The sequence below is a fragment of the Hyalangium minutum genome (genome assembly GCF_000737315.1).
GTDB lineage: Bacteria > Myxococcota > Myxococcia > Myxococcales > Myxococcaceae > Hyalangium > Hyalangium minutum.
Genome location: NZ_JMCB01000001.1, coordinates 179,525 through 195,761 on the forward strand (window position 1 = coordinate 179,525; position 16,237 = coordinate 195,761).

At 67.0% G+C, this 16,237-nt stretch carries 13 protein-coding genes; 5 read left to right on the top strand and 8 right to left on the bottom strand.

All coding sequences use genetic code 11. The features are described from left to right. Positions 1-43: 43 nt before the first annotated feature. The 5 genes from DB31_RS00600 to DB31_RS00620 form a co-directional block, all read right to left on the bottom strand. On the bottom strand, positions 44-1,537 hold the full coding sequence (locus tag DB31_RS00600; protein WP_044180616.1) for a hypothetical protein: 1,494 nt from the start codon (positions 1,535-1,537) through the stop codon (positions 44-46). A 4-nt stretch (positions 1,538-1,541) separates the two neighbouring features. Continuing rightward, complete coding sequence (locus DB31_RS00605) at positions 1,542-3,056, bottom strand: peptidoglycan-binding protein (RefSeq protein ID WP_044180618.1); 1,515 nt, start codon at positions 3,054-3,056, stop codon at positions 1,542-1,544. A gap of 15 nt (positions 3,057-3,071) precedes the next feature. Next, positions 3,072-3,707: a hypothetical protein gene (locus tag DB31_RS00610; RefSeq protein ID WP_044180621.1), complete on the bottom strand. Its 636-nt coding sequence runs from the start codon at positions 3,705-3,707 to the stop codon at positions 3,072-3,074. A 30-nt stretch (positions 3,708-3,737) separates the two neighbouring features. Further along, positions 3,738-4,397, bottom strand: coding sequence for a hypothetical protein (locus DB31_RS44375; protein WP_157231700.1), 660 nt, complete (start codon positions 4,395-4,397; stop codon positions 3,738-3,740). A 75-nt stretch (positions 4,398-4,472) separates the two neighbouring features. After that, a complete protein-coding gene (locus DB31_RS00620; RefSeq protein WP_044180622.1) occupies positions 4,473-4,835 on the bottom strand; it encodes a nuclear transport factor 2 family protein in 363 nt (120 codons plus the stop codon). A 213-nt stretch (positions 4,836-5,048) separates the two neighbouring features. Here DB31_RS00620 and fusA point away from each other — a divergent pair, with 213 nt between their 5' ends. The 4 genes from fusA to DB31_RS00640 all read left to right on the top strand — a co-directional run bounded on the left by fusA (position 5,049) and on the right by DB31_RS00640 (position 12,166). After that, the gene (gene fusA / locus DB31_RS00625) at positions 5,049-7,163 is read left to right on the top strand and encodes an elongation factor G (RefSeq protein ID WP_044180625.1); all 2,115 of its coding nucleotides are present in this window, start codon (positions 5,049-5,051) and stop codon (positions 7,161-7,163) included. Between the two features lie 120 nt (positions 7,164-7,283). Continuing rightward, entirely contained in the window at positions 7,284-8,789 is a 1,506-nt protein-coding gene (locus DB31_RS00630; RefSeq protein WP_044180628.1) for a DEAD/DEAH box helicase, read from the top strand. A gap of 15 nt (positions 8,790-8,804) precedes the next feature. Continuing rightward, positions 8,805-10,733 carry an ABC-F family ATP-binding cassette domain-containing protein gene (locus DB31_RS00635; RefSeq protein ID WP_044180630.1) on the top strand — a complete coding sequence of 643 codons (1,929 nt, stop codon included), beginning with the start codon at positions 8,805-8,807 and terminating at the stop codon, positions 10,731-10,733. Positions 10,734-10,774: 41 nt separating this feature from the next. Further along, positions 10,775-12,166: a DUF1444 domain-containing protein gene (locus tag DB31_RS00640; RefSeq protein ID WP_044180632.1), complete on the top strand. Its 1,392-nt coding sequence runs from the start codon at positions 10,775-10,777 to the stop codon at positions 12,164-12,166. Positions 12,167-12,175: 9 nt separating this feature from the next. Here DB31_RS00640 and DB31_RS47675 read toward each other — a convergent pair whose 3' ends face one another. From DB31_RS47675 to DB31_RS50165, 3 genes are all read right to left on the bottom strand, one after another. After that, positions 12,176-12,391, bottom strand: a complete 216-nt coding sequence (locus DB31_RS47675) for a hypothetical protein (protein ID WP_083967989.1) — start codon at positions 12,389-12,391, stop codon at positions 12,176-12,178. 581 nt (positions 12,392-12,972) lie between these two features. Beyond that, the gene (locus tag DB31_RS00650; RefSeq protein ID WP_044180636.1) at positions 12,973-13,551 is read right to left on the bottom strand and encodes a hypothetical protein; all 579 of its coding nucleotides are present in this window, start codon (positions 13,549-13,551) and stop codon (positions 12,973-12,975) included. Then, positions 13,548-14,177 (bottom strand): hypothetical protein, encoded by a 630-nt coding sequence (locus DB31_RS50165; protein ID WP_044180637.1) that lies wholly within the window; start codon positions 14,175-14,177, stop codon positions 13,548-13,550. The genes DB31_RS00650 and DB31_RS50165 overlap by 4 nt, the downstream gene beginning before the upstream one ends. Positions 14,178-14,536: 359 nt before the next feature. Here DB31_RS50165 and DB31_RS00660 point away from each other — a divergent pair, with 359 nt between their 5' ends. Continuing rightward, positions 14,537-16,159: an ABC-F family ATP-binding cassette domain-containing protein gene (locus DB31_RS00660; protein WP_044180638.1), complete on the top strand. Its 1,623-nt coding sequence runs from the start codon at positions 14,537-14,539 to the stop codon at positions 16,157-16,159. Positions 16,160-16,237 lie beyond the last annotated feature (78 nt).

The window sequence follows — 16,237 nt, forward strand, 5'->3', positions numbered from 1 at the left end:
GCGCCACCCTACCCCATTGCCGCGCGCGCGCCCAAGCGAAGCCTCAGCCGTTGTCATCCAGCTCACCCGGGATGGCCACCCCCTCCGGGTTGTAGACAGTGTGCGGCCCCACCTCCTTGAGGAGAGCCTTCATCCAGTCGGGGATGGTACCGATGGTCGCGGGAGCCAGGGCCCTGCGCACATAGGTCCAGTCGGTCCGCCCGTTGTCGAGCGAGCTCACCACCAGCAGGGGCTCTCCCACGGAGACAGGACCGAGGTCTACCAGGCGCTTGGCTCGCGGGGTTTCCTCCTGCATCAACACCTTCGCCAGGTCTCCCCGAGGGCTGTAGAACACCCACCACGCCACGGTCCGGAAGGTCTTCGCCTCTTGCTCGGGGGTGCCTGGAGTCTCCGGCGGATTCCAGTCTGGGAGCGAGCGCAGCGCGTACTGACACCGAGCAATGGTGTAGTTGGCCGTCTCTTCGGCGCCCCACATCCGCAGCAGGCGGCTCATGAAGACGAGGCCCTCGGGCACTTCCAGATCCTTCTCTTCGATGCGCACCTTCTTCTTGGTCTTGGCGGAGAATGGCAGCTTGGCCACGAAGAGCCGCGCCAGGCCATACGGGCGCGTCTTCTTCATCCGATCGATCCCCGATTGGAGCTGCGCATCGGACCGGGCTGCGGGAGTCCCCAGACCTCCGTACCGGCCTCCTATTTTCGGATCCGTCTTGGAGCCGGGGATGAAGCTGCGCACCAGCAACGAGCCTTCATTGTCGTAGTTGCCGCTGTAGTCCCACTTGGGAGCGCAGGAAGGCGCGGGCCTCGGAGCATCCTGGGCTGCCCCGGTGTCGAAGAGCTGTGCCTGCTTCTTCCCGTCGGTATCCACGCGCAGGATGCTCACCACGTGGGAGCCCTTCTGCTTGGTGCCGTCCGGATCGCGCCCCACCCAGCTGTAGCAAGAGCCCTGCTGGAGCGGGTGCGAGGCCTTCATGGCATCCGCGAACCTCAGGGGGCCGCCTTTGTCCCAGTGGCCACCCTCGGACGTGAAGACCTTGAGCCCGTCATTGCCGTCGCAGTCGATGCCGACGCCGTTGACGTAGGACATGCCATAGCCACGGGACAGCACCGTGTACGACACCAGCATCTGGCACGCGCAGCAGACAGCGACGAAGGGCTGCGCGCCCTCGCTGAAGCTCTTGTAGATGTCCTGGATGGGAACGGCGTTGCCCGTCTCGACGTCCGGACCGTCATAAGCGGTGCCCAGCAGCAGCTCGCTGATGCCCCGGGCCCACTGCTCCTCGAGCAGCGGCCGCCCCGACTTGAGGATCTTCAGCTGCATCGGGTGGGCGTCTGGATCGTAGATGTTCCACTGCTTGTTCCACAGGTTCCAGTACTCCCCCGCACACCACAGCCCATCCAAGGGGAGGTTCATCCGGAAGGCGATCATCTTCAGCACTTCCGCCGCCCCTTGATCACGTGGCTTGGGGATCTTGTCGACGTTGATGAGTTCGACGAGGCGGGGGAAGCCCTTGCGCTCGGGGGCTGCGGTGGATGCCATGTGCCTATGCCTCCTGGGCCTCGAGCCCCTCGCGGTGCACGCGATCGACGGCCTGCGCGAACGGCTCGCCCTCCGCTTCGGGATGATCCGCCAGGAAGTGCTGCCGGTTCTCCTCGGGGTCTTTCGAGGTGTAACCCAGGTTGTGCAGCTGGCGCTCCGTGTCGGGCGTCTCCTGCTCCTCGGTGCCCAGGTAGATCACCCGCGAGTAGAGGTAGCGAGGCTCCTCCGTCCCCGGCGCGCTGGCCTTGCCCTGGACGTGCTCGGAGGTGGGGTAAGCGCCCCACTCGAGCTCGCAGGCGCCCCCCGCGTAGACGTTCTGCTCGATCAGAAGCCCTTCGGCCGAGGCCCGGCCCTCGCGCACCTGCGAGCCCACCGTCAGACGGTAGGGCGCTCCAGACTCCCGCTCCACCGGGTCGTCGCTCTCGGGGTTGGCCCCCATGCGCCGGCCGTGGTGATCCATGAGGTACAGCGACACCGTCTCCCGCACGCCCTCGCACGGCGAGCCCCGCGCCAGCCGGTCATAGAAGGCACACGCGAAGGTCCTCCCGCCCGTCAGGTGCTCGCGCTGCGCTCCCCGCGGGTTGCGGCGCGCCTCTCCATCCGGCCAGAACTTCGCCTTGCAGCCCGCGGGGCCCTCGCTGACGGTGGGACAGGGCCACTGCTCCGGGGTGATGTTCAGCGCGGGGTCGAACATGTAGATGACCACGCGCCGGTTGGGCATGTTCGCCGCGTCGCGCTCGGCCTTGCGCGCGGGCTTCTGGTATTCGGCGGCGGCCTGCTCCGAGAAGACGCGCACGGGGTTGAACTCGCCGCAGCCCTGGTAGGCACACTTGCCTCCGGCGCTGGGGCCTCGCGAGAGGAAGTCCTCCGGCACGTACTGGAAGGGGACACCCTGCTCGTCCACGCAGAGCGCGTCCATGTACGCGAGGAAGAGCTTGGCGCGCGTGCCTCCGTCCGGGAACCCCGTCCCGGGCAGGCCGTTGTCTTGCTGGAAGGCCTTCACGGCCTTCGTCGTGGGATTGTCCAGGTAGCCCGTGGGCGCCGCCTGCAGGTAACCCAGCTGCGTCAACATCATCTGGATCTGCCGGGTGCCCCACTTGTCCCCTCCGTGCGGGGAGCTGTAGAGCTTCTCCCAGAGCGCCACGTCACGGGTGAGCAGGCCGTAGACGGAAGTGGCCCGGCGGCCGGCCAGCACTTTGTTGTACTCGTCCTGGCCCGAGGGGTCGGCGTGGCCGAACACGCTCAGCAGCAGCGCCTTGCCTGTGTCGTCCGGGCCAGGCGGGCGCTGGCGGGCCAGCAGCTGGAACTCGTGCGTGCCGGCAGGCAACAGGAACGACGAGTCAAAGTCGAACCGCAGATCATCGATGCGCCAGCACGCCGAGGGGCGGAGCCGGGGCCGGAGCGTGCTGTACGCCTCCTTGTCCGTGGGCGCCACCACGTAGGGAATGGGGGCCTCGCCGTGCTTGGCGGCGGTGCCCCCATCCGAGATCAGCGCGCCTTCCATCAAGTTCCTGGCCATGGTGAGTCCTCGCGGCTAGGAGCCGTGCTCCGTGGCGAGCTGCTCCGCGATCCCCGAGTCCAGCGCCCCTGTGACATCCAGGCCGTTCTCGTGCTGGAACAACTCGAGCGCGAAGCGGGTCCACTCCATCGTGTCCGGGTTCAGGTACCGGGGATCGTCCGCCGGATAGCCGAGGTTGCTGAGCCGCCCCGCCAGCCCCGTGGGCTCCGGCAGCGGATCCAGGCCGCCAATGGCCAGATCGAACACCAGATCCCCCACCTCCAGCGTGCCGCTCGTCGCGGTCTTGTCCACCGAGGCCTGAACGTAGCCATCCCCGTCCGTCGTCAGCTCCTCGGAGTAATGCCCCACCTTCAGCACGCACGGTGCATCGGGGATGGGCTCGCCGCGCAGGTCCAGCACCCGCAGGCGCAGCTGGAGCTTTCCGGTGTGCACGGTGAGCTTGTGCTTCTTCCCGGTTGCCAGCGTGAAGCGCGCGGGCGGGAGCTCGGGGATCCACACCTCGTCATCGGGCAGCAGCATCAGCGGGCTCGCGCGGCTCTGCCGGAGCTGCGCGTTCTGGGAGTCGTTCCAGATCGTCTCGAAGTTCTCGAAGCCATACGCCGAGGCGATGCTCGCCAGATGCTCGCCCTGTTTGACCTTATGGATGGGCATGGCGCTCCCTCGGGCCCGGGCCGTGCGATGTCATGCCGTCGCGCCTTCCTGAGTGACTGGCCCCTCCGCCATGGCAGGGAGGCTGCCGGGGAGCGAGGGCTGGTATTTGAAGTCTGCGTCGTAAAGGTCCGGGAACTCGACGTCACACGGCCCCGGGGCGAGCGGCTCGATCCGCGCGAACCCGGCGGAGTTCGTCATCCCCTCGCGCACCACGTTGCCCTTCTGGAGAATCCGGAAGCTCCGGTTCGCCACGGGCTCGCCGTCCTGGTTGACCAACTCCAGCTCGATCCAGGCGCCCTTGTCCGCGGGCTTCTCTTTCTCTGGGGGAGGCTCCCACTTGGGGGCGGGCTCCGGAGCCTCCAGTGTCGACAGCCCCTGAATGTGAGGACGCGCCTCCAGCACCAGCCGCCCGGCGAGCAGCGCCGCCTCCAGATCCTGGCCAAGCGCCTGAGCCTCCAAGGGCCCCACGCGCCGGGAAGTCCCCCGAAAGGCCGGGCCCCTCAGCTCCGCATGGAGCGCGAAGGCCGCTTCCACCGCCCGGGGCGACAGGCTCTCGAGCTCCGCCCGGGCGAAGGCCCATACCTGCCACGCGCGCTCCTGCTCCTCAGGAGACAGGGACTGCCGCTCCCCCTGCGCTCGGAGACGGAACTCCCCAAGAGGCGTTCTGAGCACCCAGGACGAGCTAAACATGCAGGGGAACGCTAGCCCGCCCACTCACGCTGGGACAACCCATCCGCCCTCCCCCACGCTCCCCGTCCTGCCCACCTACCCGTGGTAGACGCGCGAGGCGACGATCTTCCCGCCCTTCACCTCCAGCACCTCGGCCACCGGCATGTCCGGGTCGCCGGGCGCGTGGCGCAGGTACTCCATGAAGACGCGCTCCCCGTCAGCCGTCAGGGCCGTCTCCTCGTACTTCAGGCCCGGCAGCCGGGCGATCGCCTCCCGCCACCACTTCGCCAGCGCCTGCTTGCCCACCAGCTTGCCGCCCGTCTCCGGGTGCAACACCCGGATCTTCGGAGAGGTATGGGTGCAGTCCTCGGCGTAGAGCGCCACCAGCGCCTCCACGTCATGGGCGTTGAAGGCCTTCAGCCACGCCCGGGCCAAGGAGAAGTTTTCGCTCGCGCTCATGGTTCTATCCCTCGGAAAAAGCCTGGCCGGTCCCTGCGCTGCGCCGGAAAGGCCTCCCCTATATAAGGTGTACGGCTTGATCGGTAGGCGGGGGTGGGTGCACGTAAGCCCCCACCAGCATGCGGATTTGGCTGGAAAGTTCAACCTGTGGGAAGTAGAGGCCCCGCCTGCCCTGTTCCCCCAGGCATTTTTCAAGAGAAGAAGGACCGGATCGTGGCCTCCAACGTACCCATCGAAAAGATTCGCAACATTGGTATCTCCGCCCACATCGACTCGGGCAAGACGACCCTCTCTGAGCGCATCCTCTATTACACGGGCCGTATCCACGAGATCCATGAGGTGCGTGGCAAGGACGGCGTGGGCGCGAAGATGGACTCGATGGATCTCGAGCGCGAGAAGGGCATCACCATCCAGTCCGCCGCCACCTACGCGATGTGGGGCGACTACAACATCAACCTGATCGACACCCCGGGACACGTGGACTTCACCATCGAGGTGGAGCGCGCGCTCCGCGTGCTCGACGGCGCCATCCTCGTGTTGTGCTCGGTGTCTGGCGTTCAGTCCCAGTCCATCACCGTGGACCGGCAGATGAAGCGCTACCGCGTTCCGCGCATCGCGTTCGTCAACAAGATGGACCGCGCTGGCGCCAACTATGACCGCGTGGCGGGTCAGCTGAAGGAGAAGCTGAACCACCACGCCGTGAAGCTCCAGTTCCCCATCGGTGCCGAGGACCGCTTCCAGGGTCACGTCGACCTGGTGAAGATGAAGGCCTTCTACTTTGACGGTGAGAACGGCGAGATCATCCGTGAGGAGGCCATCCCCGCGGACATGCTGGACGAGGCCAAGCAGCGCCGCCAGCAGATGATCGAGGGCGTGGCCGAGGTGGACGACCAGCTCGGTGAGCTGTTCCTGTCGGACGCGGCCATCACCGAGGAGCAGCTCGTGGCAGCCATCCGCCGGGCGACCATCGCCCTGAAGATGACGCCGGTCATGTGCGGCTCGGCCTACAAGAACAAGGGCGTGCAGCTGCTGCTGAACGCGGTGACCGCCTACCTCCCGAACCCCAAGGAGGCGCACAACGAGGCGCTCGACCAGAAGAACAACGAGGCCAAGGTCGTCCTCGAGTCTGATCCGGCCAAGCCCTTCGTGGGCCTGGCGTTCAAGCTGGAGGATGGGCGCTACGGGCAGCTGACGTACATGCGCATGTACCAGGGGCGCATCGCCAAGGGCGACTTCATCATCAACCAGTCGAACCAGAAGAAGGTGAAGATCCCCCGCATCGTGCGCATGCACTCCAACGAGATGAACGACGTCAACGAGGCGACGGCAGGCGACATCATCGCCCTGTTCGGCGTGGAGTGCGCCTCGGGTGACACGTTCACCGACGGCACCGTGCAGTACACGATGACGTCCATGCACGTGCCGGACGCGGTGATCTCGCTCGCGGTGGCCCCCAAGGACCGCGGTGCGCTGGCCAACTTCTCCAAGGCCCTCAACCGGTTCACCAAGGAGGATCCCACCTTCCGCGTGCGCCGTGACGAGGAGTCCGGCCAGACGATCATCAGCGGCATGGGTGAGCTCCACCTGGAGATCTACATCGAGCGCATGAAGCGCGAGTACGCCTGCGAAGTCATCGCCGGTAAGCCGCAGGTGGCCTACCGCGAGACGATCAGCCAGAAGGGCGAGTTCTACTACACGCACAAGAAGCAGACCGGTGGTTCCGGCCAGTTCGCGCGCGTGTGCGGCTACCTCGAGCCCCTGCCGGCCGACGCCGTGCAGCAGTACGAGTTCGTGGACGACATCGTCGGCGGCTCCATCCCGCGCGAGTTCATCCCCGCGTGCGACAAGGGCTTCCAGGAGGCCATCAAGAAGGGCAGCCTCATCGGCTTCCCGGTGGTGGGCGTGCGCTGCGTCATCAACGACGGCGCCTTCCACGCGGTGGACTCGAGCGAAATGGCGTTCAAGACGGCCGCCCTCATGGGCTTCCGCGAGGGCTACGCCGCCGCCAAGCCGGTCATCCTCGAGCCCATCATGAAGGTGGAGGTGCAGGCGCCCGAGGACTTCCAGGGCTCGGTGGTGGGTCAGCTGAACCAGCGCCGCGGCACCATCCTCTCCACGGAGACCCGCGACGGCTACCTGGTGGCCGTGGCCGAGGTACCGCTGAACACGATGTTCGGTTACTCCACGGACCTGCGCTCGGCGACTCAGGGCAAGGGTGAGTTCACCATGGAGTTCGCCAGGTACTCGCCCGTGCCGAAGAACGAGTCCGAGGCACTGATGGCGGCCTACCGCGAGAAGCTGGCCGCCGAGCAGGCTGCCCGCAAGTAGTCCGCGGTCCGCCGCACAACACTTGAAGTCCAGGGAGGGCGCCTCTCGGGTGGAGGCGCCCTCTCCCTTTTTCAGGCCTCGCTACGAAGCGAGCGCCAGGCACCCGACCTACGGGAAATCATGACTTTTGACGAACTGAAGCTCGCTGAACCCCTGCTGCGCGCCGTGAAGGCCGAGGGCTACACCACTCCCACTCCCATCCAGACCCAGGCCATTCCTCCGGCGCTCGCCGGCCGCGACGTGCTGGGCTGCGCACAGACGGGCACGGGCAAGACGGCGGCGTTCGCGCTGCCCATCCTCCACCGGCTCTCCGAGGGCCGCCCCGCTCCGGCCGCGCACGGGCGCCCCATCCGCGCGCTCATCCTCACCCCCACTCGCGAGCTGGCCAGCCAGATCGTCGAGAGCTTCCAGGCCTACGGGAAGTTCACCTCGCTCACGTGGGCGGTGATCTTTGGCGGCGTGGGGCAGAACGCGCAGGAGCAGGCGCTGCGGCGCGGCGTGGACGTGCTGGTGGCGACGCCCGGGCGGCTGTTGGACCTGATGAGCCAGAAGCTCGTCTCGTACAAGGCGCTCGAGGTGTTCGTGCTGGACGAGGCCGACCGCATGCTGGACATGGGCTTCATCCATGACGTGAAGAAGGTCATCGCGGCGATCCCTGCGAAGCGGCAGACGCTGTTCTTCTCCGCGACGATGCCGCCGGAGATCCAGGCGCTGAGCAAGGGCATCCTGAAGGATCCGGCGAAGGTGGAGGTGGTGCCGCAATCCACCACGGCGGAGAAGGTGGAGCAGCGGCTGTACTTCGTGGAGCGCGAGCAGAAGCGCCACCTGCTGGTGCACCTGCTGGGCGACACGAGCATCCGCCGGGCGCTGGTGTTCACGCGGACGAAGCACGGCGCCAACCGGGTGACGCGGCAACTGGAGGCGGCGCGCATCACCGCCGAGGCCATTCACGGCAACAAGAGCCAGAACGCGCGCGAGCGGGCGCTGGACTCGTTCAAGGACGGCAGCTGCCGGGTGCTGGTGGCCACGGACATCGCGGCGCGCGGCATCGACATCGAGGGGATTACCCACGTCATCAACTTCGATTTGCCGAACATCCCCGAGTCCTACGTGCACCGCATTGGCCGCACGGGCCGCGCGGGCGCGGCGGGCACGGCGCTGTCCTTCTGCGACACGGAGGAGCGCGCGTACCTGAAGGACATCGAGCGCACCATCCGGCGGCACGTGCCGGTGGTGGCGGACCACCCGTTCCGCTCGGGCTCCGGGGCGCCGACGCCCTCGGTGCTGGGGGCGGCGCAGGGACAGTCCGCGCAGGGCGGACAGCGGTCCGAGGGTGGACAGCGGCACGGCGGCGGGCAGCGCCCTCAGGGCGGCAGCCAGCGGCGCGGCGGTGGCGGCCAGCGGCACGGCGAGTCGCGGCGGGACGGAGCCGAGGCCCACGGTCCTCGGGGGGACGGGCAGCGGCGCCGGCGCGGTGGGCGCGGGCGTCCGGGCGGCCAGGGTGGCGAGGCCCGGCAGTCGCAGGGGCAGCACCGGGGCACGGACGGACGGGGTGCTCCCTCGGCGGCTCCGGCTTCGGCGGCGCCTCGGCCTCCTCCGGCGCGCACCTCTCCGAAGTGGCTCTGAGGTAAAGAGAGCCCCGTGACCCTGCTCCGCGCCGCCAATGTCCAGCTGACCTTCGGAAGCCGTACCGTCTTCGAGGGGCTCACCCTCACCATCGAGGAGGGTGAGCGCGTCGGCTTGGTGGGAGTGAACGGGTCGGGGAAGTCCTCGCTGATGAAGATCATGGCGGGGGTGTCGCGGCCGGACGCGGGGGAGCTTCAGCTCCGCCGTGGGGCTCGCGTCACCTACCTGCCGCAGGAGCCCGAGTTCCCCGAGGGCGCCACGGTGGCCTCGGAGCTGTCGGTGTCGCAGGGGCCGCTGAAGGAGGTGCTCACGGCGCACGCGGAGCTGAGCCGCAAGCTGGAGTCCACTCCGGCGGAGGCCCACGAGAAGCTGCTGGAGCAGCTCGCCTCGTTGAACGACCGCATCGAGCAGCTCGGCGGCTGGGACACGGAGCACCACGCGAAGATGCTGCTGGACCGGCTGGGCGTGAAGGAGTGGGACCGGCCGGTGTCTCAGCTGTCTGGCGGCTTGCGCAAGCGCGTGGCGATTGCGCGGGCGCTGCTGACGCGGCCGGACCTGCTGATGCTGGACGAGCCCACCAACCACCTGGACGCGGACACGGTGGACTGGCTCGAGGGAGAGCTGGACAAGCTCCCAGGCTCGCTGCTGCTGGTGACGCACGATCGCTACTTCCTGGACGGGCTGGTGGATCGAATTGTGGAGATCCAACCCGGCGGAGGCGTGGTCTCGTACCCGGGCAACTACGAGGCGTACATCGAGCAGAAGCTGGTGGCGCAGGAGAACGCGTCCCTGGCGCAGCACAAGCGTGAGCGGTGGATCGCGCAAGAAGTGGCCTGGCTGCGGCGAGGCCCCGAGGCGCGGCGCACGAAGAGCAAGGCGCGCATCGATCGGGCGCGGAAGCTGATGGCAGAGAAGGGCTTCCAGCGGCCGAAGGTGGCGGAGCTGCAGGTGCTGGCGGCGCCCCGGCTCGGGCACACGGTCATCGAGGCAGAGGGGATTGGAAAGTCCTACGGCGACCGGAAGGTGCTGAAGAACGTGGACTTCCGGCTGCAGCGCGGCGAGCGCGTGGGAATCGTGGGGCCCAACGGCGTGGGCAAGACGACGTTCCTGCGGGTGTTGCTGGGCGAGCTGCCTCCGGACAGCGGGAAGCTGGTCATCGGGAAGAACACGAAGGTGGCGTACTACGACCAGACGCGGGCCTCGCTGGATCCCGAGCAGACGGTGTACGAGGCGGCCTCTCCGGGCGAGGACTGGGTAGAGTTCGGCGACAAGAAGGTGGCCCTGCGGGACTACCTGGAAGACCTGCTGTTCCCGGTACCGATGCAGAAGCAGAAGGTGGCGGCGCTGTCGGGAGGCGAGCGCAACCGGCTGCTGCTGGCGCGGCTGTTCCTGGAAGGGGCGAACGTCCTGGTGCTGGACGAGCCCACGAACGATCTGGACATCGTGACGTTGAACGTCCTGGAGGGGCTGCTGCTGAGCTTCACGGGGAGCGTGCTGCTGGTGACCCACGACCGGTACTTCCTGGACAAGGTGGCCACGTCCATCCTGGCTTTCGAGGGAGACGGGCGGGTAGTCCGGTACGAGGGCAACTACGCGATGTACCGGCGCCTGAAGGACCAGGCGGAGGCGGCTAAAGCGGCGGAGGCCTCGGCGACAGCGCCGAAGAAGGAGGCCCCTCCCCCGTCCCAGGCCGAGGCGCCGAAGCAGGCGCGGAAGCCCGGGAAGCTCTCGTACAAGGAGCAGCGGGAGCTGGACGGAATGGAGGCGGCGATCGAGGCGGCGGAGACGCGCAAAGCGGAGCTGGAAGCGAAGCTGGCCGACCCCACCGTCTACAGCAGCGCGACGAAGGTGCCGGAGCTGCAGCGCGAGCTGGAGACTGCGACCGTCGAGGTGGACCGGCTGTACGCGCGCTGGCAGGAACTGCAGAACCTCGTCAGCGGTTGAGCGCCGGCCGACGCCACGGAGCGAGAGAGAGGCATGATGTGATGATCCATCCGAAAAGAGCAGCAGTCCCCCTGGCGCTCGCCCTGGGCGCGCTGGTGTTAGGACTGGGGTGGGCCAGCCTGCGAAAGGAGCCTTCGCCTCTCGGCGAGTCCGCGCAAGGGAACAGCCCGGGCAATCCTCAAGACGCCCAGCGCACTGGATCTTCGCAGCAGGACAAGGACGAGTACGCGCGGAAGGCCCTGGAGGCGCTGCGGGAAGCAGGCTTCACGGAGCCCCTGACCTACGATCCCGAGCGCTTCCAGATCCAAATCCCCGACGGCGAGGGCCAGCAAGCGCAGACGATCTTCCTCGGCAATCTCTATGACGAGTACCGATCGGCGCCTCCCGAGCGGCGCGAGGTAGTGCTCCGGCACATCACGGCGATGGGCCGCGCGCCGAGCTCCCCCATCAGTTACACGTCGGCGCGCTCGTCGTTGATGCCCGTGGTGCGCCCGCGCGCGTACTTCTCACTGCTGGAGATCGTCGATCCGAAGAGCCCGCTCGGCAGCCCGAGGCCCGCGGAGTGGCGCGCGCTGGGAGAGGTGCTCTCGGTGGCGGTCGTGCTCGATACGCCGGACGCCATGAAGTACCTGGGGCAGGAGCAGTTCCAGGAGTGGGGCATCACCTTCGACGAGGCGCTCGGGGTCGCGATGGAGAACCTGCGGAGCCAGAGCGCCGAGCCGCTGTTTCCGGTGGCCCCAGGCGTTTGCGCCTCGGGGTGGCGAGACAGCTATGGCGTATCTCGCCTGCTGCTGGACGAGGTGGTGCGCCGCTGCAAGGTGCGTGGGGATCCCGTGGTCTTCGCGCCCCAGCGGGATCTGCTGCTCATCACCGGCGCGGAGGACGAGGACGGGCTGGCACAGGCCGCGGAGATCGCCCTGAAGGCCTTCCAGGCGCCGCGCTCGATCGACGGACGCGCGCTGCGGCGAACGCCCCAGGGGTGGAAGCCCTTCCTGCCCGCGCCCCAGAGCAAGGCGTGGCAGCCCATGCGCAACCTGGCGGTCTACAGCCAGGGGCGCGATTACGCGGATCAGACGGATCGGCTCCGGCAGCAACACGAACAACTCGGGGTGGAGCTCTTCGTCGCGGACTTCGTGGTCTCGGAGGAGGAGTCAGGCCAGGCGGTCAGCCAGGCAGTCTGGGTCAAGGGGCTCGACACGCTGTTGCCGCGCGTGGATCGGATCTTCTTCATGGACGAGGCGCTCGGACCCAAGGCGCCGCCCGTGGCGGTGGTGCGCTGGGAAGCGGTGAAGCGGGACATGGGGGCCCAGTTGGTGCCAGTGGAAGGAGACTATCCCGAGCGCTACCGCCCGCAGGGCTTCCCCTCCCCCGAGCAGATTGCCCGCTGGAAGAAGGATCCGAGCGCGTGGGACATGCCCCCGCCGCCTCCGTAAGGCGGCACCTCACTTCCAGTTCGTCCCGGTTGGCGGCCCCTGGTGGAGCGGATCCCAGATGTACTCCGCGATGGGGGTCAGCTTCATATTTGTAAAGCCGTGCCGCTTGACGAACCCAGCGAAGCGCTCCGCGACGAAGATGGTCCCGGGCTCGCCCCGAGGCCGGAAGACGTCCTCGCCCTGCCACGTCCCCTGCTCCAAGGCGAAGCCGTGAATGGAGTCCACTCCAGTGGCTCGGCACTCTGGACACGTGACCGGAGCGTTGCGACGGAGACGACTCCGCGCTTCGTCTAAAGCGCCTCGGCCCCAACAAGGAGTCGCTGCCCTATACGAAGAAGCCGCCTCCAGCTTGGAGCCCTTGCGCTTCCGTCGCACACGCGCCACCTCCACGGCATGACTGCCGAGCAGTCCGGTGAGCCCCTCGGCTCGAAACGCCTCCGCCATGCGCTGGGAAATGAGCACGCTGTTTCCAGGCCCTTCGATGAAGTCGCCAAGGGTCTGGCCATGCAACTCCAACGTCACTCGGTAGGGAGGCAACCACTCCTTCATACCAATGGGCTCGTGACACTGAGGGCATCGAGGCGCAGGCCCGTAGCGCACGGGCTCGGCCCCCTCGGACTGGGTGTCGTACGCCCCCCACACGTCCGCCTTGAGCACGAAGAACCGTGGATCAGGATTTAGGTCCGAAGCCATTGGGAAACCTCTCCAGCATGTCCTTGCGGTTGTAGATGTCGCGAAGAAACGCTTCGAGTTCTTCCTGAGTGGCCTTGCTGTACCGCCTCAACCACAGGGGCACTCTACGTCCCTTACGAGGCGTCTGGCGTTTCTTCCTGCACGGCCAGAGAGAAGGGGTAGATCGAGCGGTGGCCGATGTTCGAGTGGTCGACGGTAAGGTAAAGCTCACCCGCGATCGAAATCACCGCTTGCGGAGGGGGGCTGACCTGGCTCTTGAACCAGGCCTCGGCCTCCGGAAGCGTCGAGAAGGAGGCGACGGGTGGCGGTAGCCCTTCACGAACACGTGCTCCGAGGAAGTACTGAAGGACGGGATGGGGAAAGATGCGGCGTTCCTGCAAATCGCGGTTGTAGACGAGCAGATGGTACTGGTCCGCAATCAAGACGTATGCAGAAGAGGGAGGTGCAGGCTGCTCCTTCAACCAGTTCTCCGCCTCCTCGCGTGAGCCGAACGCCGCCGCGACGCGCGGAGGTTCGTCGGACGCCAGATGCTTCCGGTAATCCTCAAAGGCATAAACCTGCCCCGTGGATTCGATGAACAGAAGAGCGTCAAACAGGACGTCACGCACTTCCTGAGGAGCATGGACCGAAGCGTTTGAGCCAAGACCCGCAAGGAACTCCATGGCACTGGAAAGGAGCTTGCGCGTACTCATTGCGCCCCCCCAGCAACACTGTCCTCGGGTTGGCTTTCGGATGACGTCATCAGCACCACGGGAGCAAGAACCAGAAGCCCAGCCCCAGCGGAGATGACCACAAAGGCGATCCCAGCAACGGTGATGACGCTGCCCACCAAGACCTCCTTCCGGTGGCGCTTCAGCCAGTCGATCAGACCATCCACTGTCGTGAACTCCTGGGGCCGGAGCCGCTCCAGTTCCCGACAATCATCGTAGGCCTGCTGGCATTCGCGACGGCAGAACTCCGACTTGCCGCCCATCTTGCGAGGGGACGTATAGCTTCCATACCCAGGAGGAAGAGGACGCGACATGCATTTTTGGTAGCACTCTTGATTCTCCTGGTCACAGTCTCGAGGCCGGGCCGCAGCAGGTAGAACGCCTCCTGATCGCGCTTCGTTGGCTGACCGAAACCGGTAGGCCGAGAAGTCGAAGCGCTCGGCGGGCTGCCACGCGTGGGTGACCTGACCATCGGGGTGCGCTTGGAGAACAAGCACGAAGTGCTCAGGATTTGCTGGGCTCGGCACTTCTGGCGAACGAGAACGGCTGGCGCTGCATGCCACCAGCAAGGTGCTCAGGCCCACGGCGAGGAGCTTCTTAAGCATCATGTTGGGTCCTCTGGGGGCCATCCGCATCGATGATATAGCACCAGCCCCAGACCTGCCCCCACGCCCACCGCGGACAGGCCATGCCGCACCGCCAGCCACACCACCACCCTCCGCCTCGCCCCCAGCGCCATCCGCACCCGATCTCCCGAGCTCGCTGCGTCACCCGGTATGACGGCCGATGGCCCCGAAACACCCTCGGAAAGCGAGCCGGCCTCAGAGGCTCCGATTGCCTGCCTGCTCGGACGGATCCTGGCTGCCTGGAGGCTGGGGGAAGCCTCCGGCGCCGTCATCCGTTGCAGACCGTCCCCATGGCTCCCTGGCTGTGCTAGGTAGGCCCCCTCTCTGACTTTCGAACACCTATGATTCGGCTCGACAACATCGGCAAGCAGCACGGCCAGCAGATCCTCTTCGTGGAGGCCTCCGCCCAGCTCAACCGCGGCGAGAAGATTGGCCTCGTAGGCCCCAACGGCGCGGGCAAGACCACCCTCTTCCGCATGGTCATGCAGCGCGAGCACCCGGACGAAGGCCAGGTCTCCGTCGACCGGGGCGTCACCATCGGTTACTTCGACCAGGACGTGGGCGAGATGTCCGGCATGTCCGCCGTGGCCGCGACCATGGACGGCGCGGGCCCGGTCTCCGAGGTCGCCGCCGAGCTCAAGCAGCTCGAGGCCGCCATGGCCGACCCAGAGCGCATGGACGAGATGGACAAGCTCATCGAGCGCTTCGGCGTGGTGCAGGGCCGCTACGAGGAGCTGGGCGGCTACGCGCTGGAGGGCAAGGCACGGGAGATCCTCGCGGGCCTGGGCTTCACCCTGGAGATGATGGACGGGGACGTGGGGGCGCTCAGCGGTGGGTGGAAGATGCGCGTGGCGCTGGCCCGCATCCTCCTGATGCGCCCGGACGTCATGCTGCTGGACGAGCCCAGCAACCACCTCGACATCGAGTCGCTCATCTGGCTGGAGAACTTCCTCAAGGGCTACGAAGGCGCCCTGCTGATGACCAGCCACGACCGCGAGTTCATGAACCGCGTCATCTCGAAGATCATCGAGATCGACGGTGGCACGCTGACGACGTACTCGGGCAACTACGACTTCTACGAGAAGCAGCGCGCCCAGCTCGAGCGCCAGCAGCAGGCGCAGTTCGAGCGCCAGCAGGCCATGCTCGCCAAGGAGCTGAAGTTCATCGAGCGCTTCAAGGCGCGCGCCTCGCACGCGGCCCAGGTGCAGAGCCGGGTGAAGAAGCTGGAGAAGATCGAAAAGGTGGAGCCGCCCAAGCGGCGCCAGACCCTGGTGTTCGACTTCCAGCCGCCGCCGCGCTCGGGCGACGACGTGGCGAAGCTGGAGCGGGTGGTGAAGGGCTATGGCAAGCGCCGCATCTACAGCGGGCTGGACTTCCTGGTCCGCCGCGGCGAGCGCTGGTGCGTGATGGGCGTGAACGGCGCGGGCAAGTCCACGCTGCTCAAGCTGATTGCGGGCGAGTCCCATCCGGATGACGGAGCGGTGTCGGTGGGCTCCAGCGTGAAGATGGGCTACTTCGCCCAGCACGCCATGGAGGTGCTCAAGGGCGAGCTGACGGTGTTCGAGTCCCTGGTAGAGCGGTTCCCGCGGGCTTCGCAGGGCTCGCTGCGGGCGCTGGCCGGGTGCTTCGGCTTCTCCGGCGACGAGGTGGAGAAGAAGTGCCGGGTGCTCTCCGGTGGCGAGAAGGCGCGGCTGGTGCTGGCGCAGATGCTCTACGATCCGCCCAACTTCCTGGTGCTGGACGAGCCCACCAACCACCTGGACATGGCCACCAAGCAGATGCTGATCACAGCGCTGGCCAACTACGAGGGCACCATGCTCTTCGTGAGCCACGATCGGCACTTCCTGGCGGCGCTCTCCAACCGGGTGCTGGAGCTGACGCCCGAGGGCGTGCACCAGTACGGTGGTGGTTACACGGAATACGTGTCGCGCACGGGCCAGGAGGCCCCGGGTCTCAGAAATTAAGAGTCAGGGCGCGCGGGCCTTGAACTCTGGGTCCGCGCGTTTTCTACTCCCTACTCGCCGCGTAGGTTCGTAGAGTGC

Excerpts from the sequence above, each read along its gene's own strand:
- DB31_RS00600 (WP_044180616.1), bottom strand. The coding sequence starts at position 1,537 with ATGGCATCCACCGCAGCCCCCGAGCGCAAGGGCTTCCCCCGCCTCGTC.
- DB31_RS00605 (WP_044180618.1), bottom strand. The coding sequence starts at position 3,056 with ATGGCCAGGAACTTGATGGAAGGCGCGCTGATCTCGGATGGGGGCACC.
- DB31_RS00610 (WP_044180621.1), bottom strand. The coding sequence starts at position 3,707 with ATGCCCATCCATAAGGTCAAACAGGGCGAGCATCTGGCGAGCATCGCC.
- DB31_RS44375 (WP_157231700.1), bottom strand. The coding sequence starts at position 4,397 with ATGTTTAGCTCGTCCTGGGTGCTCAGAACGCCTCTTGGGGAGTTCCGT.
- DB31_RS00620 (WP_044180622.1), bottom strand. The coding sequence starts at position 4,835 with ATGAGCGCGAGCGAAAACTTCTCCTTGGCCCGGGCGTGGCTGAAGGCC.
- DB31_RS00630 (WP_044180628.1), top strand. The coding sequence starts at position 7,284 with ATGACTTTTGACGAACTGAAGCTCGCTGAACCCCTGCTGCGCGCCGTG.
- DB31_RS00640 (WP_044180632.1), top strand. The coding sequence starts at position 10,775 with ATGATCCATCCGAAAAGAGCAGCAGTCCCCCTGGCGCTCGCCCTGGGC.
- DB31_RS00650 (WP_044180636.1), bottom strand. The coding sequence starts at position 13,551 with ATGAGTACGCGCAAGCTCCTTTCCAGTGCCATGGAGTTCCTTGCGGGT.
- DB31_RS50165 (WP_044180637.1), bottom strand. The coding sequence starts at position 14,177 with ATGATGCTTAAGAAGCTCCTCGCCGTGGGCCTGAGCACCTTGCTGGTG.
- DB31_RS00660 (WP_044180638.1), top strand. The coding sequence starts at position 14,537 with ATGATTCGGCTCGACAACATCGGCAAGCAGCACGGCCAGCAGATCCTC.